The following is a 20392-nucleotide window of genomic DNA, read 5'->3' as shown; positions in this document are numbered from 1 at the left end:
TATTTTAAGACTTTCTGGAATCAATTTCACAAAACCTCAACCGGTCGCTCAATAGTTTTCCCGAACCTGCTTGAACTCATACATTTACGCAAAAAACACAATATGTTGTGGTTTTATTTGACACCCCTGCACAATTTAACTAATTTGACAGCCGTTGCTCAACGAGGCAGCAACAACCGATTTTTCAGGTTACCAACAAGTTATCAACAGGGGGAAGGTGTTATGGGCGAAACAATTGTATCAAAAGACGAGCTATTCGACGGATTCCGAAAAAGATCGGGCTTGGTAGTTCCTTTCAGTCCCAAAAAAATCGAAATGGCGATACACCATGCAGTGGAAGAAGTTGCCCGCAAAGAAGGAACTCCACGCAACGAAGGTCTGGCCCTGAAAATCACCTCGATGGTGGTTGAGCAGCTCAACAATCCGCAGTCCGAATTCTATGTTCACGCCAACAACGACGGCAAACGTATTCCTCTGATCGAAGACGTTCAGGACCTCGTTGAAATCCTGCTTTCCGACAACAATGAATCCCTCGTTGTTGCCGCCTACAAACGCTACCGCAAACAGCGCGATATCGCCCGTCGCAAAATTCGCGTTCGCGGCGATTCCAGAGACAATGTTGATGTGACCGATGCCAGCCTGCTTCTTGTTGAGTCCAACTCTTCTGAAGTCACCCTTCCCTGGGACCGCAAACGAATCGTCAAACAGATTCTCGATAAGACCGATCTGTCTGTTGCAATGTCCATCAGCATCGCGAAATCAGTCGAAAACCGCATCATCGGCGGAAAGATCACGACGATCAACACCACCCTCATCCGCGAAATGGTCAACAACGAGCTGGCTGAACGCGGATTCTCCGCCCAGCTGCGCGACCTCTCTCTCTATGGTGTACCGCGCGACTATGTCGACAACCTGATGTTCACCAAATCGACCGAAAACTCCAACATCGTCAACAACAACCCGGAAGCGGTCAATCTCGGCATCGCCGAGCTCGTCCTGAAACAGTGGGCCCTCGACACCATCTTTGACGAAGACATCAAGCGCGCCCATAATACCGGCGCAGTCCACCTGCATGACCTCGGCTACCCGCACCGCGTTTACTGCTCCAGCCACTCCATCGAGTATGTTAAAAAGTACGGCCTGCAGGGCCTGGTGAACCTCAATACCGAATCGAGCCCGGCCCGTTCCGCCTCAGTGCTGACCGGTCACCTCAACACCTTCCTTGCATCGATGCAGGCCAACTACGCCGGCGCTCTCGGCATTGCCTACATCAACATTCTCTACGCCCCGCTTCTCGAAGACATGGGCGCCAAAGAACTGAAGCAGATTGCTCAGGAACTGATTTTCAACGGGTCCCAGAATGCGTTCAGCCGCGGTGGACAGACCCTGTTCCTCGACTTCAACATCCACAGCGGCGTGCCGGGTTATCTGAAAGTGGTTCCTGCCATCGGTCCGGGCGGCAAATATATGCTGCGCCGTAAAGACGGCACCAAGGTCCAGCTCGAAGAAGTGCTTCGCGACGAACTCGATGCCAGCGGATACAAGATGATGGACCTCTACCTCGAAGAGGAAGACGGCTCCCAGCGCCTCGTCCTGCGCGAGATTCAGGGCAAAGACGGCGTCGAATACGATCCGGAAGTGGCAAAAGCGCTGAAAGAACGCGGCGAAAAAATCGTCACCTACGGCGACTATACCAAAGAAAGCCAGGAATTCTGCCGCGCCCTGCTTGAGGTGTTCGGCGACGGCGACAGCAACGGCCGCATCTTCGAATTCCCGAAATGCGACTTCCACATCAGCGATGAAACCTTCAGCGACCCGGAACAGTACGAAATCTTCCAGGCCGCCTGCAAACTGGCTGAGCGCAACGGCTCGACCTACTTCATCTTCGACCGCGACGAAGTCACACTGTCCGCCTGCTGCCGCCTCCGCACGACCATTAATGACAACCGCATGCTGCTGCATCCGGAAAGCATGCGCTTCTGCGGCTTCCAGAACGTCACCATCAACATTCCGCAGGCCGCATACCGCGGGGCCCGCAAAGGCGGCGATATCCTGCAGAACTTCTATGACGAAATTGACTCCACCATGGAACTGGCCGTACAGGCACATATCCAGAAAAAGGATAAGATTGCAGAAATGATCAGCGGCCCGGGCCACCCGCTCTGGCAGATCGGCAAGGTATCCTGCGACGGCAAACCCTATGTCGACCTGGAAACCTGCACCTATATCCTCGGCCTCATCGGCGTCAACGATGCCGCCAAGTTCCTGATCGGCCAGGAACTGCACGAAAGCCAGGAAGCCCAGCAGCTCGGCCTGCGCATCGTGGCGCACATGTATGCCAAAACAAAAAAACTGGCCAAGAAATACAATCTCAAGTTCACCCTCGAAGAATCTCCGGCCGAATCCGCCGCTCGCCGCATGGCTAAAACGGATTTGGTTTACTTCCGCGACGAAGCCGAGAACATCGTCAAGGGCGACAGCGAAGACGTCTGCTACTACACCAACAGCGTCCATCTCACCGCAGACGCTCCGGTCGGCCTCGTCGGCCGCATCAAGGAACAGGCAAAATATCACAGCCTGATTGAATCCGGCGCCATCACCCACGCCTTCATTGGAGAAGAAAAACCGTCCGCAGCCTCCATCGAGAAGCTGATGACCGAAACCTTCTTCCGCACCCAGTCGGCGCAGGTCACGGTCTCCCCGGAATTCACCTTCTGCAACAGCTGCCATCATCAGACCCGCGGCCTGCTGGAAAAATGTCCGTCCTGCGAATCGGAAGACGTCGTCGGCGAAACCCGCGTGGTCGGCTACTTCTCAAAAGTGCAGAACTGGAATAAATCCAAACGCTACGGCGAACTTGTTGCTCGCCAAAAGGGTCAATACAGCGTAGAAACTGCAGATGAAGGTGCCGGAAAGCAGCTGGTAGAAGCATAAACTGAATTTTAAGGAACCCCTCCATGACCAAACCTTATAAAATTAAAGTCTTCGGAAAACCCGGCTGCGCCAAATGCAAAACGCTCAACCAGCGCCTGGACAAGCTTCTGACCCAGGAAGAATGGTCGGATTTCGAAAAAGAATATTGTGATGTTGAAACCGTCGAAGGTCTTGTGGCCTTTGCCTCCGCAGAGTGCATCAATCCCCAGCGCATTCCGGCAATGCTCGTCACCCGCCGCGAAGAGCATACCGGCCGCTACGATCCGGTTCCGACCCGCGACCCGAAACCCATGGATGAAATCTGCGGAAAATCAAGACTCTACCAATACGTCGGCCTGCAGACAGACTACACGCCGGCGGGTAAAGGAATCATCTCCCCCAAGATGATCACGACTGTGCTCAACGAAGCCCGGTCGTGACCCCCCTGGAGCGACAGCTCCGCGCAACGGGCGGCCCGGCCGCAAGGCCGGCCGCCCGTTTGCGCATTTTTCGTCTGCACGGCGAAAGTAATTGATAAAGGATTCTGATGCACACCGATCAAAAGCCAGCCGACTCTGCGTCGCCTGTTTATGCATTTTTAGAAAAGCCCTCTATGATCGATTTTCCCGGTCATATGTGCGGAGTGTTTTTCACCAGCGGATGCAATTTTACCTGCGGGTTCTGTCACAACGCCGTTCTGATGGGTAAAAAGCAGAAAACCCTGTCGTGGGAACGACTCGATGAAGTCTGTCGACAGTTCAAAGATGAGTGGGTGGATGCCGTCTGCATCACTGGCGGAGAGCCGACTCTCGAACCCGGACTGCTCGACCTGATTGACTTTTTCCGCCGGCGCGGCTTCAAAATCAAACTCGACTCCAACGGATCACGCCCGGAGATTCTTCGCGAATGCCTGCCGAAGGTCGATCTGGTCGCCATGGACATCAAAGCCGGTCCGTCCGGCTACGAGAAGCTGGCGGGATTTCCAAACATTGAAAAAATCAAAGAGTCTATCCAGCTCATCATGAACAGCGGCGTGGACTACGAATTCCGCACCACTGTTATCACTCCGTTCCACACCGATGAACAGATGCTTGAGGCCGGAGAACTCATTAAAGGCGCCAAACGTTATTGCCTGCAGGCCTTCGTCCCGCAGGATGCCCTGCCCGGCGAAGAATTCCGATCACTTGCGCGCACCACGCCCCAGCGCCTGCACGAACTCGAAAAACTCATGGCCCCCTTCGTCGATGAAGTCATTGTTCGCGGCGCATAACCCCGGCGCCGGCACCAAATCGCACTGGAACCGGAAACCGGAGCCTGAAATCACTGTAGTTGCGTAAATGGGGTGACTTTCACCGCTGTTTTTATTAACAGTGGTCAATTCGTTCCACCCAAACCCTGAAAAAACAAAGGGCCGGACGAATGAATGAATAAAAATCACGGACCGGAAACAGAACTGCATTGTATCGTATGAAACATCGCCCGAAACACGTCATTGAATATGTACTGCTGCGGGCCCTGCTCGGGCTGGCCAACCTGCTGCCGCTGCGCGCTGCGCTGGCGATCGGCTGGCTGATCGGCCGTTTTTTCTTCTCCGTCCTGCGCTACCGCCGCGACAAAGCCATCGCCCGCCTCGAAGAGGTTTTCGGAGACCGTTTGACGGCCAAAGACCGCAAAAAGACTGCATGGACATCATTCCGCAACCTTTGCTTCAACGCCGTGGAGGCCGCGCGCTTCCACAAACTGACTCCGGAGCAAATCCAGAAAATGCCGCTCTATCAGTCCATTGATCAGGTGCACCGGAAATACAACGCAGACGGCCCGCTGATCGTCGCCACAGCTCATATGGGCAACTGGGATCTGGCCGGCGTTGCCAGCAAACTCGATGACCTGCCGATTTTCTCGATTGCCCGCCGCCAGAAAAACCCGCTGACCGACAGCCTGCTCAATAAAATGCGCAACGCCACCGGTATGGAAGTGGTCCTCAACGACTCGCGCGTGCTGCAGAATGTCGTCAAAAAACTGAAAGCCGGCAACGTGCTGGCCATCCTGCCCGACGTCCGCCAGAAAGATTCCGATATTCAGGTCGACTTTCTGAACGGGAAAGCCAGCCTCGGCGCCGGAACCGCCCTGTTCGCTCAAATGGCCAAATGCCCGGTGATTCCGGTCGTTTTAACCCGCCGCGGCTGGACCCAGCATGACTGCAGGGTTTTCGAGCCGATCGCCCCGGACCCGTCCGCCGGCAAAAAGGAAGACCGTGCCCGTATCATGCAGGAGCTGGTTTCGGTACTGGACGCTGAAATTCAGGCGCATCCGGAACAATATTTCTGGTTCAACAAGCGCTGGGTGCTCGATCCGGCCAAATAACCGAAATTGGGTCGCATCATTTGTTTGGCAAGCGGCACTTCTTCCCCTATTCTCCCTAGAATTTTGGAGAGAATACAAACGCAAAGCCGCCAAGGACCGCAAAGTCCCGCAGAGAAATGACCGAAAACGAACTTTCAAAAGAAATTATAGGAGCAGCAATCGAGGTTCATCGAGTGCTTGGCCCCGGACTTTTAGAAAGCGTTTACGAAGAAGCCTTGTGTTACGAACTGGAACTGCGAAACATTCCATATGAGCGGCAAAAATACCGCCCCCTCAATTACAAAGAAAGAGTCCTGAAAACAGAACTCCGAATAGACCTGCTTGTCGGCAAAAAAGTCATTGTAGAAGTGAAAGCCAAAGAAACAGTGCATCCCGTTGATAAGTCCCAAACCCTGACCTATCTTCGACTGAGCAATCTCAAACTCGGTCTGCTGATCAATTTTCATGAACCACTGTTAAAAGACGGAATTACACGAATTGTAAACAACCTATAAACCAACCTTTGCGAAGCTCGGCGCCCTTTGCGCCTTTGCGTTAAGGAAAAAAGATATGGCAAAAAGAGAAGATATTCACCACATCCTGATCATTGGCTCCGGACCGATCGTAATCGGCCAGGCCTGCGAATTTGACTATTCCGGCACCCAGGCCTGCAAAGCCCTGCGCGAAGAGGGATACAAAGTCTCGCTGATCAACTCCAACCCGGCGACGATCATGACCGACCCGGCGACGGCCGACCACACCTACATCGAGCCGATCACGCCCGAAGCGGTCGAGAAGATCATCATCAAGGAAAAGCCGGACGCCATTCTGCCGACCCTCGGCGGCCAGACCGCGCTCAACACCGCAATGAAACTCGTTGAGCAGGGAATCCTCGAAAAACACGGCGTGGAAATGATCGGCGCCAACTACGATGCCATCATGCGCGGCGAAGAACGCGACCTCTTCAAACAAGTCATGGCCGACGCCGGCATCGAAACCCTCAAAAGCTTTGAAGTCCACGACCTCACCGAAGCCCGCCGGATCGCCGAAGAGGAACTCGACTTCCCGATCATCGTCCGCCCCTCCTTTACGCTCGGCGGAACCGGCGGCGGCATCGCCCAGAACATGGACGAGCTGATGGAAATCGCCGAAGGCGGGCTGAAAGCCTCGCTCACCACCGAAGTCCTGCTCGAAGAATCCGTCTTTGGCTGGAAAGAATTTGAGATGGAGGTCATGCGCGACAAGGCCGACAACGCCGTTATCATCTGCTCCATCGAAAACATGGACCCGATGGGCATCCATACCGGCGACTCCATCACCGTCGCCCCGGCCCAAACGCTGACCGACCGCGAATACCAGCTGATGCGCGACGCATCCCTGAAAATCCTGCGCGTTATCGGCGTCGAAACCGGCGGCTCGAACGTCCAGTTCTGCATCCACCCGGAAACAGGTCGCATGGCGGTCATCGAAATGAACCCGCGCGTGTCGCGCTCCTCCGCGCTGGCCTCCAAAGCCACCGGTTTTCCAATCGCCAAACTGGCCGCCAAGCTGGCCGCCGGCTACACGCTCGACGAGCTGCCCAACGACATCACCAAAGAGACGCCCGCCTGCTTCGAGCCGTCCATCGACTATGTCGTCACCAAGATTCCGCGCTTCACCTTCGAAAAATTCCCGTCTGCCAACCCGATGCTCGGCGTCAGCATGAAATCGGTCGGCGAAACGATGGCCATCGGCCGCAACTTTAAGGAATCGCTGCAGAAAGCTTTCCGATCCCTGGAAATCGGCGTTGACGGGCTCGACCTCAAAGCCGAAGCCAAACTCAATCCCGACCTGCTCGACCGCTACCTGACCACCACCTGCACCGAGCGCACCATCGCCATCAAGACCGCCTTCAAAAAAGGATACTCCCTCGAGAAGATCGCCGAGATGACCAAGATGGACCCGTGGTTCCTCGATAACATTCTGCAGATCGTTGAACTCGAGAAAGAAATCCTCGATGCCGCCGAGCTGGACGAAACCCTCCTGCGCACCGCCAAGAAAAACGGATTCTCCGATGACCAAATCGCCGCGCTGCGCGGCTGCAAAGGCGACGACATCCGCGCCCTGCGCAAAGAAATGGGCATCATCCCGGTTTACAGCCTGGTCGACACCTGCGCCGGCGAGTTCCAGGCCTCCACGCCCTACTTCTACTCCTGCTACGGCCAGCTCGACGAAACCCGCAAAACGGATAAGAAGAGCGTCATCGTGCTGGGTTCCGGCCCCAACCGCATCGGACAGGGAATCGAGTTCGACTACTCCTGCGTCCACACCGTCAAGGCGCTGCGCGAAATGGGCTACGAAGCCATCATGGTCAACTCCAACCCGGAAACCGTTTCGACCGACTACGACACCTCCGACAAACTCTACTTTGAACCGCTCACCTTCGAAGACGTCATGAACATCTACGAAGCCGAGCAGCCCATCGGCATGATCGTCCAGATGGGCGGACAGACCCCGCTTAACCTCGCCGACCGCCTGCTCGCCGCCGGTGTTCCAATCCTTGGAACGTCCCCGAAAAGCATCGCCGCCGCCGAAGACCGCGAACTCTTCCGCCAGCTGCTCGACAAGCTCGAACTCAAACAGCCGCAATCGGCCACTGCGCTGACCATGGAACAGGCCAAAGCCGCCGCCGAAAAAATCGGACTGCCGGTGATGATCCGCCCGTCCTTCGTGCTCGGCGGACGCGCCATGATGGTCGCCTACGAACAGGAAGAGCTGGAACCCTTCGTTCAGGCCGCGTTTGACGCCAGCCCGGACTTCCCGGTGCTGATCGACCGCTTCCTCGAACACGCCATTGAAGTCGACGTCGACATCGTTTGCGACGGAACCGACGTCTACGTCGGCGGCGTTATGGAACACGTTGAAGAAGCCGGGATTCACTCCGGCGACTCCGCCTGCTCCATCCCGCCCTACACCCTCTCCGACGACATGGTCGCGCAGATCAAAGAGGCCTGCACCAAGATGGCGCTCGAGCTCGACGTGCACGGACTGATGAATACGCAGCTCGCCGTCAAAGACAACGAGTTCTACATCATCGAAGTCAACCCGCGCGCCTCGCGTACCGTGCCGTACGTTTCCAAAGCCACCAACGTGCCGCTGGCCAACATCGCCACGCAGGTCGCCATGGGTAAAACGCTCAAGGAACTCGGACTCGTCGGCTTCGAGCCGAAAATTAAATGGTACGCCATCAAAGAAGCCGTCTTCCCGTTCAACCGCTTTGCGGGCGTCGACCCGATCCTCGGCCCGGAAATGAAATCCACCGGCGAAGTCATGGGCATCGACAAATGCTTCGAGCTCGCCTTCTGGAAAGCCGAGCTCGCCGCCGGTCAGGTCCTGCCGACCGAAGGAACCGTATTCGTCAGCTGCAAAGACCGCGACAAAGACTGGATCACCGACGTCGCCCGGGAACTGTCCGACATGGGCTTCAAACTCGTCGCTACCGCCGGAACCGCCAAGGTCCTGCAGGACGCCGGACTTGAAGCAACCGTCACCGCCAAACTGGCGGAAGACGGAACTAACGTCATTGATCTGATGAAAGATAAAGCAGTTCACCTGCTGATCAATACGCCGTCCGGACCGGTCTCCCGGGTTGACGAAATCAAAATCCGCTCCGAAGCCATTCTGCGCGGACTGCCGATCGTCACCACCCGCTCCGGCGCCGAAGCCACGGCCAAAGCCATCAAATACATCAAAGCCAACGACTGGAACGTCCAGTCTATTCAGGACTACCACAAGTAAAGTAGAACGAGCGTCTCGCTCGTTTATCCCTTGCTGTTGTTGTCGGACAAGTCAGACCCGTCAGACTTGTCCGACTCTCCCCCAACCTCCAGCGTCCCCCGACACTCCGGATACGCGGAACAACCCCAAAACTCCTTGCCGGCATTCGCGCCCTTTCCCGCCGTGCGCTTGCGCATTTCTTTCTCGCACAGCGGACACTCCGGCGCATCGCCGGTGGCCGCGCGCGCTTTCGTGCGCGCCTCATAGAGGCTCTCTGTAAAGCCGCCCTTTTCCACAAAGTCGCGGCTCTGCCGCTCAACAAGCCGCCGCAACAAAAACGCCGCCTGGTTCACTGCACAAACCATGGCATTTGCCGCAATTTCCGGTTCAGCCGTTTCCACGAATTCCGTCAGACCAGTCAGACCCGTCAGGCGAGTCCGACCCTCTTTCAGAGGAGGCAGTCCCTCCACAACATCGTGCTTCAGCCGCTCCCGCATCGCCAGTGCCTTCGGCGAATCCTTGTCCCAAAGCGACAGCCCGCGCTGAGTCAAGAAGCTTCGGTAATCCTTCAGCAGCTCGTCAGACAAACTCGCCCGCGCCACATTGGTCAGCAGCATCTCCGACTTTTTCGACGTCGCCGCCGCGCCGCTTCCCTCGCTGATATTACGCACGCCGCTGCGCGCCGCCTGAACCATCTGATCATGTGTCCGGGAACTTTTCTCAACGAACCGGTCGCAAAACACCACCGTTGCATCATACACCACCTCCGCCACCTTATAGGCGCGCAATTTCTCATACCCACCGTGCGGTAATAATGGAGAGGTGCTCATGCGAGCACAGTAAAAGAACGTCACCTCTCAGACAAGCCATACCCGTCCGACTTATTTTTCCAATGTCTGGACCCGAGGTATTCCGAGAGTGCTTTCAGCCATGCTGAAAGAAGCAAAGCGACAAAAAGTAGAGCATGCGTCCCGCTTGCTTTTTCAAAGTTCGGAAAACCAGAACATCAATTCATAAGACTTTCCCCTGCACCTCAAAGCAATAAGTAAAAGCGCTACAAATCACGGGCTGACCCTTCTCCCGCCGTGGCTTAGAAATCTGTCTCACTTTCATTGACAAGCTGCGGGTTCGGAAAACCAAAACATTAATTCATAGGACCGCCCCCTTCGCCCCAGGGTTCTCTATTTAGCAATCCGTGTATATCCATGAGATCTGAGGCCTCCTTCTTCGGCGGATCAGCCGTTGGCTGAAAAATCTGACCCGCGTTGCGGCGTGTTCAGAGGGCTCGCCCCACCCGCCCTCGGTTTCCCTCGGCTGTTCCTCTGTGGTGAAAAAATCTTTAGCCTTTCGCCGGAGGCGAATGAGTCGCCCACAGGGCGACTGCTACACGTCATGCTGATTAGCGTTCATTGCCGTTCGCTCTGCTCTCTGCCGTCACTGCGGCCAGCCTCTACCTTCGGTGGTCGTGTGGATTAGTGGTTAAACAAGCCGAAGCGCGGCTGAAAATGATGCTTAAGGTTTTGCGCTCTATGCGCCTTTTGGCGGATAAAATCTCCCCCGCACGGGTCGGCGCTCGGAGAGACGCGCCCTGCCCGAATCTTTCGCGGGCTTCGTACCACTATTCGTGTTGATTTGAGTCATTCGTGGGCAATTCCCTTTTCGTGTATTTGGTGTGCCTGCCGTTCGCTCAGCTCTCTGCCGGCCGGGTTTTGCCACTGCTTCGCTCATTGCTTTGCATTCGCAAAGCCTGTCTCCCTGCGGTCGACCCAGCAGGCCAGCCTCTGCCTGCGGCGGTGCCCGATCCAAGACATCGTTCTTCGTGACGATCGGCTTCTTATGCGCTGTTTTCGGGCTGGTGGATGCCGACCAGGATGTCGCCGAGCTGCAACCGCGTATTGGGACCGGGATCAAAGGCGGTATCGCCGTCGAGATGCTTGATGGCAATGACCATGCAGCCGAGCGTCTGGCGCACTCGCGCCTCGGCCAGCGTTTTGCCGATCATTTCACTGGTTTCTTCGAGCGGGTGCTCCACCACTTTCAGGGCAATGCTCTTTTTGCGGGTGACGAGCTCGACGAGATCCACCATGGCCGGGCGAGTGATGAGCTGGGCAATCTGATTGGCGCCGGAGGCGACCGGAGAAACGACGCGCCGGGCGCCGGCCTTGCGGAATTTGTCGGTGCTTTCAGGATCGTTGACGCGAGCAATGATGCGCAGGCCGGGTCGGAGGCCGCTGGCGGTAAGCGTAAGGTAAAGGTTGTCGGGATCGGTCTCTAGCGTAGCGACGAGCGAATCGGCGGAGTCAATATTGGCGGCAGCGAGGCTTTCCTCCTTGGTGGCATCACCATGAACGCAAGCGATTCCGCGTTCTTCGAGTCGCGCAATCACCTCTTCGCTGTTATCGATGATGACAAAATCGAGGCCGGCGGCCTGCAGCTCGGCCACGACCCGGCTGCCGGTGCGTCCGTAGCCGCAGATGATGGCATGGTTTTTCATGGTTTCGATTTTCTTTTTCATGGCGCGTCTCCCGAGAACGTTGGTGAGGCTGCGGTGGAGCATAAATTCGGCCAGCCTCGTGAGGCAGTAGGCCATCACGCCGACACCGAAAAGAATAAGCAAACAGGTAAAGATTCGACCCGCATCGGAGAGCGGATGAACCTCCATAATGCCCACGGTTGAAACCGTGATGACCGTCATGTACAGCCCATCGAGCCAGCGCCAACCCTCAATCACATGGTAGCCGATCATTCCCGAGAACAGCACCGAAACGATACCGATCAACCCGGAACGCAGGCCGGTGCCGCTCCGCCCAAATGGAACGTCAAACTTCATGGAGTTATTAAAACGAAATACGTTAGACTTTTCCAAGCAAAAGGCGACAGGGTCAGTTCGGGATCAAAGGGACCAAGAAACGATGAAATTGGTCAGTTCTCCCTGCGCAGCTCAGAGGTCTTCGCACCTTTGCGTTAAAAACCTCCCGCGCCATGTGCGACAATCTTACCACTGGTGTTAAAAAACACCGGGTGCGGACACCCAGCCTACAGTGCCAGGCTGTGATTAAACGCTCCGTTCCTCGGGAAATTACTAGATTACGGGACTGACCCTTTTGACTTAAATGCGAGGACCGACCCCTTTTTTTGTGCGACAATCTTACCACTGGTGTTAAAAAACGCCGGGTGCGGGCACCCAGCCTACAGTGCCAGGCGTGATTAAACGCTCCGTTCCTCGGAAAATTACTAGATTACGGGACTGACCCTTTCTCCCATTGGAAACCGGGGCGCTTCTTTTTCCAGACATTGGAAAATCAGCGAATTCTAAGATTCATTGGCTGACCCCTTTTCTCTAAAATTCACAGGCTGACCCGTTTTCGAGGACCGACCCCTTCTGTCAAAGAAAGGGGTTTTTCCAAACATTGGAAGGGCCCCTTTAACGTAGACGCGACGCCCTCGTCGCGTTTCCAATGGCTGGAAGAGTTTTAGCCGCGAAAGAGCGCAAAAAACGCAAAAGTTCCGAAGTTTGGAAAACAACAGATTCTAAGATTCATCGGCTGACCCCTTTTCCCGTCATGTACAGCCCATCGAGCCAGCGCCAACCCTCAATCACATGGTAGCCGATCATTCCCGAGAACAGCACCGAGACGATACCGATCAACCCGGAACGCAGGCCGGTGCTGCTCCGCCCATATGGAACGTCAAACTTCATGGAGTTATTAAAACGAAATACGTTAGACTTTTCCAAGCAAAAGGCGACCGGGTCAGTTCGGGATCAAAGGGGCCAAGAAACGATGAAATTGGTCAGTTCTCTCTGCGCAGCTCAGAGGTCTTCGCACCTTTGCGTTAAAAACCTCCCGCGCCATGTGCGACAATCTTATCACTGGTGTTAAAAAACGCCGGGTGCGGGCACCCAGCCTACAGTGCCAGGCGTGATTAAACGCTCCGTTCCCCGGGAAATTACGAGATTACGGGACTGACCCTTTTGACTTAAATGCGAGGACCGACCCCTTCTGCAGGACTTCCCCTTTTGACTAAGAAAGCGCTTGGATCAATATAGGTTCCAGATCTCTACTTCGGATCAACCGAGAAGCAAGGTGAGCAACAAGTGAACCAGTATTTGATATTAGACTATATGACCGTCTTCGCTCTTGGTTGCATAACTCTTTAAGATATCGATGAAATGACTCCATAAGTATCTTGCCCGGAAAATTTATGCATGGGCACCAACCGGATTTAAAAGCGGAATCAAATTCTTTTTTGCAAGTAGAAAAATCAATCCCCATATCCGCTAGCAATTGTTCTTTTAATGCCTGCACTCGTCCAGAAGCAATTTTCCAATCCCCATGATCACCAGTTAAATAGACAGACGTCCAACGCTCCTTATCACCATCAAATACTTTTTGGTAATAAAATAAGACCGGCAACAGCTCATCAAGCTCAACAGACCAGTGCTCTCTAAGCTCTTTTATGGATATAGCTGCGGACACATCATCAGGATTCCTGCGTAATAAATGCGAAATGAGTGGTATTATTACAGATTCATCGAAAAAATAGTTTTCAATTGAATACTTATTTAATGGATATACACAGTCTCTCGCTAATTCTTCATCAGGATCATCGAAATCCAGATCTAATATAACGCGCGCATTAGAAGGGTCTTCTTTATCCAGCCATTTTAGAATATTTGGCTTCCCGCCACCGAACACAGTTATCGGTCTATGCTTAAGTCCATGCTTTTCGATTAATAAATCTACAACCTCAGAATAAATGGGCATATCAGAAGCCCCTTCAACCACGAGGTACCTAGTCTTCTTATCCATCAATACTCGGTTTAAGTTTTCTTCAGCAGTAAATTGAGGAATTTTACCCATTACGATAACACTCCTCTATATCAATTTTGTTTGCCTCATTAGAGATAATGGCAGGGGCGTGTGTCGCAACAATAATTTGTATGTTCGGAGATAACCGCTTAATCGCAGGCAGAATCTCTCTTTGCCATTCTAAATGAAGAGATAACTCAGGCTCATCAGCAATAAATGTCGATGTGACGGCGAATGAAGAAAAACAAACCCTTCCCAAAATTGCCACTAGGTGCTTCTCGCCAGATGAAAGATCTGTAATGTCTAATTCTTGCCCATAGCTCATAAATTGAAACTGCCCGGAATCATCGAAAGAAAAGCTTTTCCCCCCAGACAAAAAGTAATTAACCTCACTAGCAAACCTGTTGAATGGGCTCAACACGAGTTGTTTGGATAAAAAAACCTTTTGGATTTCCTGAATAGCATCCTCTAACTTTTCATAAACTCTACTTGTAGCAAGTATGTTGAAATATGCGGCACTCCAAGACTGGAGAACCTTATCGCGCTCTAACTCGGAATAGGTCGCTCCAGCAGACTGCATTGCCTGATACTCTTTATTCGCAGAAAGCAGTTCTTTCTGCATACCAAACCATGTTTTATAATGATTCCTAATATTACTTTCAGGAATCCCTAAATGAAGATCTCGGATCTGAGAGACAACAGATTCAACTTTATCACTGTCCTCATCCGTTTTTCCCTTCTGAATAAAATCCGCCACAAACTGCTGAGCTCCCGAAGTCTCTTCAGCCGTTTGCTCGCTTAAAAAAAGCTTTTCAAAAATTATCGAACTCAAAGATTCTAGTCGTCTGGCGATGTCAGACTGTGCAGACGCATACCTCTTTGAGAACTCTTTCTGCAACCCTTTAAGAACTCTATCATTGGGGTCTTCATTGCCATTGTCATCACCAGTCGCAAAACGGAACCTAGTGGAATCATCAGAGCTCATATGGTTATCATTCGAGGAACTATGGCGAAGTAAGGGAACATATGTTAATGATACGTGCTGATTGATGACATTCCACAAATCATCAGCAGAAACCAAAACTTGGTCATCATCAAATGGCATAGCTAACTGCCGAAGGGAACGACGTCGATGACTCCCAAAAGAAGGAATATAAGTAATCCCAGACCTGAACTCCTGACATTGTTCGAACCCAACAGGGGAATCTGCATCTAGCTTACAATCGATATGGAAAACATATTGAAGTTCGTCCTCAAATTTTGAAACTGTCAGAAAAGTCTCAGGCTGCCTCTTGCCTTCAGCGGCTGTTAGAATTGTTATTGATTCAAAAGGCGCGCTCAATAATTCTGTTGCATTTACCCGAAGAGCATTAACGATCAAATTAATTAGAACCGTTTTGCCTGTCCCATTTACACCATATATGCAATTGATCGTTTGCTCAAAATCAACGACGAGCTCGTTCTCTTGATGAAACAAACCAACAACTCGTACTCTCCGTATATAATTGGCCATATCCTAATCTTTCATTTTCCCCAAGGGGCCCAAGGGGTCAGTCTGAAGTAACCTCGGTTTGACGGACACTCAAAAAGGAACCACAGTGTTCCAGAAGGAGAGTCCAATGAGCCGTAAAAAATACCAGACCGTCAAAGGGTCAGTCCCGTAATCTAGTAATCCAAGTCTCCCCCAACCTCATCACCCATCACATTTTAAAACACCTGATCAGCTTATGGATTTTTCAACAGCAAACAAAGAACTGTTTAAAGAAGACTTTGCGGGGAAATCCCCCACAAAAAAGTCATTAGGAATTAGGCAATAGACATGAGACTGAGAAAAGAGATTAGATGCTGACGGAATCAGTGGCGAGAAGGACCTCGTTAAAAACATTCAAGACGTTGAACCGTTCTATCGACATCTTCCTTCGGAGCCTCTCGGATGTCCCTCCCCACCCGCAACACTGCGTGTAGCGCTGTGGGCAGATGGGGTAAAAACCTAACCCGCATTGCGGACGGCTGGGGACAGCCGTCCCTACCCGGCTTCTTTTGTGTATTTTCGTGTTTTTTGTGGTTAAACAGGTCGTTGAAATCATTAAAGACGTTGAACCGTTCTAATCGATTCCGCGCCCACCCTTCGGCAGGCTCAGGACAGGCGGGACGCGGCTACAATCACGTCCGAGATTTCCCGGAGCCTCTCGGATGATTCTCTGCGGTAAAAATCTGCGGTCATTCGCGTTATCTGCGGCTCTCTGATTTTTTTATCGCCGGCCGGCCAGGTACACCATCAGCGCCCCCACACCGGAGGTAATCATATTACCGAGCAGCACCGCCTGAAAAATCTTCTGCTTGAAGATGCCGCCGTAATATTCGTCCCAGATCAGCCAGCTGCTGATCCCGGAGATCACGAACAGAGTCACAAACGCGGCGGCCACCGCCCGCCCCATACGCTGAACCTTTCTGACGGTACGTCTGGTCATCTATAAAATTCCCTTTTGTATAAATCCATGTCTATCCGTATGAGCTCTGGTGGTTTAAACCTTCCCCCCTGCAGCTGTTCGTCTGTGGCGAACGAATCGCCCTCAGGGCGACGGCTGCAAAACGCCGATGCGTGTATGGTTGTTAGAATTCTCTGCACTGCTTAACGCCCTATTTTCTGGAGTGACCTTCGAGGGCGTAGTGGAGCATCACTTCTTCGGTCTGGCAAAGGCGCCGGCAGGCCTCGCGGGCGATATTGAGAATCAGCAGCCCGAAAAGCCTGGGATCGGAATCGTAAAGCCCAAACAGCTTTTCGCGGGGAAAGACGAGCAGTTCGCAGTCTTCAATGGCCACGGCGCTGGCGGTGTGCGGTAGAATTCCGATCACCGCGGTCTCGCCGAAACAGTCGCCCACATCAAATTCATACAGTTCCAGCGGGGTTTCGCGCAGGTTTTCGACGATGCGGACCGCGCCCTTTTTAACAATGCGGATATGGGTGGGACTGTCGCCCTGCTCAAAAACAACGTCGCCCTTTTTATAGACTTCCACTTCGAGCAGATGGAAGACGGTATAGAGCTGCGTATCATCCAATGCGCCGAAAACCGAAATCCGGTTCAGGATCGGCAGGATCTCTTCCACATTGAGTAACGGCTGCCTCGTCATGCCGGGAATATAAGCCTCTTCCGCTGTGATTTAAATCCTATTCTCTCGATCGTTCGCCCCGCTCTCTCAAGCCGCAAAGAGCGCAGAGTTTCGCAAAACTTTGCGTACTCTAGCGGGCTCTGCACCTTTGCGGTTTACCTGAGCATGGCGGAGCCGAGCACCGTATGGCGCGCGCCGTCCGGAAGCAGCTCGGAGCGGATGAGTTCGATCGAGCTGATGTCGAACGGGACCGGCTCGACGACGAAATTCTCCAAGGTTTGCCACTTAACTTCGTTTCGTTGCCGTCGCTTTGCGCCAGCCTCTCTCCCGCTGGTCGAGTGAAAAAAATCCTGATCCGGCCGTCCGGCTTTGATGCGGCCGAGCGTGAAGTGCGCGTGAAAGCGGCCCGGTTCAAAATCAAGTGCCGAAGCCAGCGCTTTCCGGAATTCGATCAGTTCCGGCGGCACGGCGATTCCTGCCCAGACAGCACCGGACTTTTTAAAGACACCGACCTCTCGCAGACAACTTGAAAAACATCTGTGCCTGGACGCTGTCAGTTCCAGGGCTTGAAAAACCGAATCGGCATCCGCGGCCGGAATATCGCCGAGGAACAGCAGTGTGATATGAAAAGTTTCCGGATCCGTCCATTTGATCCGAAGGCTGGAGGACGACAGCGTTTTTCTGAGCTCGCGCTGAACGCGAACCAGCTCGGCCTGCACCGCGGCGTTCGGACGCGCAGCAATGAAGGCGCGGATGGTTTCAGTCGATGAGGTAGTCATGCAGCAGCTCCCGCAACATGCGTTCTGCGTCGTCAAGCGCAGCGGCTTTTTCTGTGGGCGCATTCAGGCGGATTTCCACCATTCCAGCGCCGGGATAAAATCCGACGGAGATTTCCGAATACTGGAACCCGGCGGCCTCGAGCATCGTGACGATGCTGGATTCGCCGATACCCTGCGTAGTCAGCACGCGCAGCTGAAGCGGTGCGGCGTCCGGGAAGGCGGCCCGCAGCCACGGCACGAGATGGTCGCTGAGCATCGCGGCAAATTCCTTCGGCGGACCGGGAACAATGAAGAGGGTTTTTCCAAGGTCCGGAAGGTCGAGCCGCTGCCCCGAGGCCGCGCCGACCGAATTGAGAAGCGTTTCGGCTCCTTCGAGGATTAACGCCATCCGCGCGGAGGCAGGCGTCATGCTGATTCCCCGGGCATCGAAGCGTCTGGTCATTTCTGCCAGTCCAGACGGCGAGGTTACAATGCTGACCTTAAAAAGCGCGGCCAGTGCTTCGCGGGTGATGTCGTCAACGGTGGGGCCAAGCCCACCGCTGACGACGACGATATCGGTACGTTCAAAGGCTTCTTTGACGACCGACTGAATGGTGTCGATCTCGTCGGGAATGGTCGTGTCGCGAGACAGGGTCAGGCCGATTTCAGTGAGCGCGGCACCCAGTGTCTGCGCATGGGTGTTGAGCGTCCGGCCGCTGAGCAGTTCGGAACCGATGGAAATGAGTTCGATGGATGAGTTCATTCCGGAAGTGTCGAGTTTCGGGTTCCGGGTTTCAAGTTTCGAGTTCTGCTATCGTCGCAGAGCTTCGATGGGACTGAGGCTGGCAGCTTTCCACGCCGGGTGCGTCCCGAAGATGATGCCGGTGAAGACGGAGACAGTAAGCGCAACAATGACACTGGCGGGCGTGACAATGGTGGGCATGTCGGCGGTGTGCTTGATCAGCAGCGCAATCAGGAAGCCGATGCCGACACCGAGCACGCCACCGAGCCCGGTGAGGGTTACGGCTTCGAACAGGAACTGCACGAGAATGGTGCGGCGCGGCGCGCCGAGCGCGCGCAGGGTTCCGATTTCCTTGGTGCGCTCGTAGATGTTGGCGAGCATGATGTTCATGATGCCGATCCCGCCGACGAGCAGGGAAATGGCGGCGATGGAGCCCATAACGACGGTGAACACGCGCTGAGTGGCCTGTTCGGCAAGCAGCAGTTCGTAGGGAACGCTGATGGTGTAGTCGGGAAGTTCATGGCTTTCGGCCAGATAGGTCCGAATGCGGTCGGCGGTGTTTTTCAGGTAGTCGAGGTCGTCAACCTGCACGTAAACATAGTCGGCCTCGACGGCCATGAAGTCGCGATTGAAAATAGACAGCAGTGTCTCGTAGTCGACAAAGATCATGTTGTTGATGTCATATTTTCCGGCGACTTTGGACAGCAGCGGGTTTTCAATCAGTCCGACGACCTGGAATGTGGCGCCGTAGACCGACACCGGTTTTCCCAGCGGATCTTCCAGCCCGAACATCTGCCGGGCGGCTTCTGTTCCGACCGAGCAGACCATTGAGGCCATTTCGCGGTCGGCATCGGTCAGCCAGCGTCCGCGGGGATCCGCGTTTTCTGACCGGGAAACGGTGATAAAATCCGGGGTGGTTCCGACGAGGGCGATATCGCTGGGACGCCCGTTGACGTAAACGGTCTGCCGAAGGCCGACGATGGGCACGACCCGTTTGATATTGTCGAACACGGTTTGGAAATGGGTGAGGTCCTCGCGGGTAATGCCGTAGAAAAAGATGTTCTCCCCGCCGGTTGCGTTGGCGTTGGGTTTTTCGGAATGAATGATGATGTTGTCCACGCCCTGCTGCTGAATGCGCTCGATGGATTCGCGTTTCGCGCCTTCACTGACGGCCAGCATGCCGACGACAGCCGCCACGCCGAGCACCACTCCGAGCATGGCGAGCAGTGAGCGGAAGGCGTGGTGCTTCAAACTCAGCCAGGTGGATTCGATGTTATAAATAAGGCTCATTGGCGCACCACATTCCCGTCGTGCAATTCAATGACGCGCTGCACCTGTTTTTCATATTCTGCATTGTGGGTGACCATGACAACCGTACGGCCTTCGGCAACCAGCTCATGGAAGATCCCGATGATTTCATCGCCGGTTTTTTCGTCGAGGTTTCCGGTGGGCTCATCGCCCAGCAGAACGGCCGGGTTGTTGGCCAGCGCCCGGGCAATGGCGACACGCTGGCACTGTCCGCCGGAGAGCTGGGACGGGCTGTGATGAAGCCGGGAACCGAGGCCGACGCGATCCAGCAGCTGAGCGGCGCGCTCTTTCATTTCGTGCCGCTCCATGCCGGCGAACCGCATCGGCATGCAGACATTTTCGAGGATGGAAAAATGCGGAAACAGGTTGAAGGACTGGAAGATGATCCCGATTTTCCGGCAGCGGATGCTGGAGCGATCAACGTCGGACAGGTTTGCCACGTTGCGGCCTTCAAGCAGGTAGGAGCCGGTCGTCGGTTCGTCGAGCAGCCCGAGCATGTTGAGCATGGTGGATTTGCCGGAGCCGGAAGCGCCGTAGATGGCAACAAAAGTGCCCTCCTCAATCTGAAGCGAAGCCGGGCGCAACGCATGCACCGCGGCAGGCCCGCTGCCGTATACCCGGCTGATTCCCTGCAGTTCAATCAAGCTCAA

The 20392-nt window shown here is 54.2% G+C and carries 17 protein-coding genes; 6 read left to right on the top strand and 11 right to left on the bottom strand.

All coding sequences use genetic code 11. The features are described 5' to 3' along the window. The first annotated feature begins 102 nt into the window (after nucleotides 1–102). The 6 genes from nrdD to carB all read left to right on the top strand — a co-directional run bounded on the left by nrdD (nucleotide 103) and on the right by carB (nucleotide 9033). Nucleotides 103–2934: an anaerobic ribonucleoside-triphosphate reductase gene (nrdD, locus tag GT409_RS09195; RefSeq protein WP_332882226.1), complete on the top strand. Its 2832-nt coding sequence runs from the start codon at nucleotides 103–105 to the stop codon at nucleotides 2932–2934. 23 nt (nucleotides 2935–2957) lie between these two features. Continuing rightward, entirely contained in the window at nucleotides 2958–3353 is a 396-nt protein-coding gene (locus GT409_RS09190) for a hypothetical protein (RefSeq protein ID WP_160628806.1), read from the top strand. A gap of 107 nt (nucleotides 3354–3460) precedes the next feature. Then, the gene (locus tag GT409_RS09185) at nucleotides 3461–4183 is read left to right on the top strand and encodes an anaerobic ribonucleoside-triphosphate reductase activating protein (protein WP_160628805.1); all 723 of its coding nucleotides are present in this window, start codon (nucleotides 3461–3463) and stop codon (nucleotides 4181–4183) included. Between the two features lie 197 nt (nucleotides 4184–4380). Then, nucleotides 4381–5277: a lysophospholipid acyltransferase family protein gene (locus GT409_RS09180; RefSeq protein WP_160628804.1), complete on the top strand. Its 897-nt coding sequence runs from the start codon at nucleotides 4381–4383 to the stop codon at nucleotides 5275–5277. 116 nt (nucleotides 5278–5393) lie between these two features. Then, complete coding sequence (locus tag GT409_RS09175) at nucleotides 5394–5771, top strand: GxxExxY protein (RefSeq protein ID WP_160628803.1); 378 nt, start codon at nucleotides 5394–5396, stop codon at nucleotides 5769–5771. Between the two features lie 55 nt (nucleotides 5772–5826). Beyond that, complete coding sequence (gene carB / locus GT409_RS09170) at nucleotides 5827–9033, top strand: carbamoyl-phosphate synthase large subunit (protein ID WP_160628802.1); 3207 nt, start codon at nucleotides 5827–5829, stop codon at nucleotides 9031–9033. A gap of 23 nt (nucleotides 9034–9056) precedes the next feature. Here carB and GT409_RS09165 read toward each other — a convergent pair whose 3' ends face one another. The 11 genes from GT409_RS09165 to GT409_RS09115 all read right to left on the bottom strand — a co-directional run bounded on the left by GT409_RS09165 (nucleotide 9057) and on the right by GT409_RS09115 (nucleotide 20392). Beyond that, the gene (locus GT409_RS09165; protein WP_160628801.1) at nucleotides 9057–9842 is read right to left on the bottom strand and encodes a four helix bundle suffix domain-containing protein; all 786 of its coding nucleotides are present in this window, start codon (nucleotides 9840–9842) and stop codon (nucleotides 9057–9059) included. Nucleotides 9843–10846: 1004 nt separating this feature from the next. Next, nucleotides 10847–11842, bottom strand: coding sequence for a potassium channel family protein (locus GT409_RS09160; RefSeq protein WP_160628800.1), 996 nt, complete (start codon nucleotides 11840–11842; stop codon nucleotides 10847–10849). Nucleotides 11843–12550: 708 nt separating this feature from the next. Then, nucleotides 12551–12712 carry a hypothetical protein gene (locus GT409_RS09155; RefSeq protein WP_160628799.1) on the bottom strand — a complete coding sequence of 54 codons (162 nt, stop codon included), beginning with the start codon at nucleotides 12710–12712 and terminating at the stop codon, nucleotides 12551–12553. Nucleotides 12713–13034: 322 nt separating this feature from the next. After that, nucleotides 13035–13874: a DUF4435 domain-containing protein gene (locus GT409_RS09150; RefSeq protein ID WP_160628798.1), complete on the bottom strand. Its 840-nt coding sequence runs from the start codon at nucleotides 13872–13874 to the stop codon at nucleotides 13035–13037. Further along, a complete protein-coding gene (locus GT409_RS09145) occupies nucleotides 13867–15336 on the bottom strand; it encodes an ATP-binding protein (RefSeq protein ID WP_160628797.1) in 1470 nt (489 codons plus the stop codon). Before GT409_RS09145 ends, GT409_RS09150 begins: the two co-directional genes overlap by 8 nt. 739 nt (nucleotides 15337–16075) lie before the next feature. Further along, the gene (locus GT409_RS09140; protein ID WP_160628796.1) at nucleotides 16076–16294 is read right to left on the bottom strand and encodes a hypothetical protein; all 219 of its coding nucleotides are present in this window, start codon (nucleotides 16292–16294) and stop codon (nucleotides 16076–16078) included. Between the two features lie 169 nt (nucleotides 16295–16463). Next, a complete protein-coding gene (locus tag GT409_RS09135) occupies nucleotides 16464–16955 on the bottom strand; it encodes a Crp/Fnr family transcriptional regulator (protein WP_160628795.1) in 492 nt (163 codons plus the stop codon). A 134-nt stretch (nucleotides 16956–17089) separates the two neighbouring features. Then, the gene (gene thpR, locus GT409_RS09130; protein ID WP_160628794.1) at nucleotides 17090–17713 is read right to left on the bottom strand and encodes an RNA 2',3'-cyclic phosphodiesterase; all 624 of its coding nucleotides are present in this window, start codon (nucleotides 17711–17713) and stop codon (nucleotides 17090–17092) included. Further along, entirely contained in the window at nucleotides 17694–18455 is a 762-nt protein-coding gene (locus GT409_RS09125; protein WP_160628793.1) for a competence/damage-inducible protein A, read from the bottom strand. The genes thpR and GT409_RS09125 overlap by 20 nt, the downstream gene beginning before the upstream one ends. A gap of 48 nt (nucleotides 18456–18503) precedes the next feature. Further along, the gene (locus GT409_RS09120) at nucleotides 18504–19724 is read right to left on the bottom strand and encodes an ABC transporter permease (protein WP_160628792.1); all 1221 of its coding nucleotides are present in this window, start codon (nucleotides 19722–19724) and stop codon (nucleotides 18504–18506) included. Then, on the bottom strand, nucleotides 19721–20392 hold the full coding sequence (locus GT409_RS09115; protein ID WP_269844914.1) for an ABC transporter ATP-binding protein: 672 nt from the start codon (nucleotides 20390–20392) through the stop codon (nucleotides 19721–19723). The genes GT409_RS09120 and GT409_RS09115 overlap by 4 nt, the downstream gene beginning before the upstream one ends.

It is taken from the genome of Tichowtungia aerotolerans (assembly GCF_009905215.1).
In the GTDB taxonomy this organism is placed as follows: domain Bacteria; phylum Verrucomicrobiota; class Kiritimatiellia; order Kiritimatiellales; family Tichowtungiaceae; genus Tichowtungia; species Tichowtungia aerotolerans.
The sequence above is the reverse complement of the archived record's forward strand: the minus strand, read 5'-3'. Positions and strand labels throughout refer to the sequence as shown.

Bases quoted from the DNA above. Each gene is read 5' to 3' on its own strand.
- nrdD (WP_332882226.1), top strand. From the start codon at position 103: ATGTTGTGGTTTTATTTGACACCCCTGCACAATTTAACTAATTTGACA.
- GT409_RS09190 (WP_160628806.1), top strand. From the start codon at position 2,958: ATGACCAAACCTTATAAAATTAAAGTCTTCGGAAAACCCGGCTGCGCC.
- GT409_RS09185 (WP_160628805.1), top strand. From the start codon at position 3,461: ATGCACACCGATCAAAAGCCAGCCGACTCTGCGTCGCCTGTTTATGCA.
- GT409_RS09180 (WP_160628804.1), top strand. From the start codon at position 4,381: ATGAAACATCGCCCGAAACACGTCATTGAATATGTACTGCTGCGGGCC.
- GT409_RS09175 (WP_160628803.1), top strand. From the start codon at position 5,394: ATGACCGAAAACGAACTTTCAAAAGAAATTATAGGAGCAGCAATCGAG.
- carB (WP_160628802.1), top strand. From the start codon at position 5,827: ATGGCAAAAAGAGAAGATATTCACCACATCCTGATCATTGGCTCCGGA.
- GT409_RS09165 (WP_160628801.1), bottom strand. From the start codon at position 9,842: ATGAGCACCTCTCCATTATTACCGCACGGTGGGTATGAGAAATTGCGC.
- GT409_RS09160 (WP_160628800.1), bottom strand. From the start codon at position 11,842: ATGAAGTTTGACGTTCCATTTGGGCGGAGCGGCACCGGCCTGCGTTCC.
- GT409_RS09155 (WP_160628799.1), bottom strand. From the start codon at position 12,712: ATGAAGTTTGACGTTCCATATGGGCGGAGCAGCACCGGCCTGCGTTCC.
- GT409_RS09150 (WP_160628798.1), bottom strand. From the start codon at position 13,874: ATGGGTAAAATTCCTCAATTTACTGCTGAAGAAAACTTAAACCGAGTA.
- GT409_RS09145 (WP_160628797.1), bottom strand. From the start codon at position 15,336: ATGGCCAATTATATACGGAGAGTACGAGTTGTTGGTTTGTTTCATCAA.
- GT409_RS09140 (WP_160628796.1), bottom strand. From the start codon at position 16,294: ATGACCAGACGTACCGTCAGAAAGGTTCAGCGTATGGGGCGGGCGGTG.
- GT409_RS09135 (WP_160628795.1), bottom strand. From the start codon at position 16,955: ATGACGAGGCAGCCGTTACTCAATGTGGAAGAGATCCTGCCGATCCTG.
- thpR (WP_160628794.1), bottom strand. From the start codon at position 17,713: ATGACTACCTCATCGACTGAAACCATCCGCGCCTTCATTGCTGCGCGT.
- GT409_RS09125 (WP_160628793.1), bottom strand. From the start codon at position 18,455: ATGAACTCATCCATCGAACTCATTTCCATCGGTTCCGAACTGCTCAGC.
- GT409_RS09120 (WP_160628792.1), bottom strand. From the start codon at position 19,724: ATGAGCCTTATTTATAACATCGAATCCACCTGGCTGAGTTTGAAGCAC.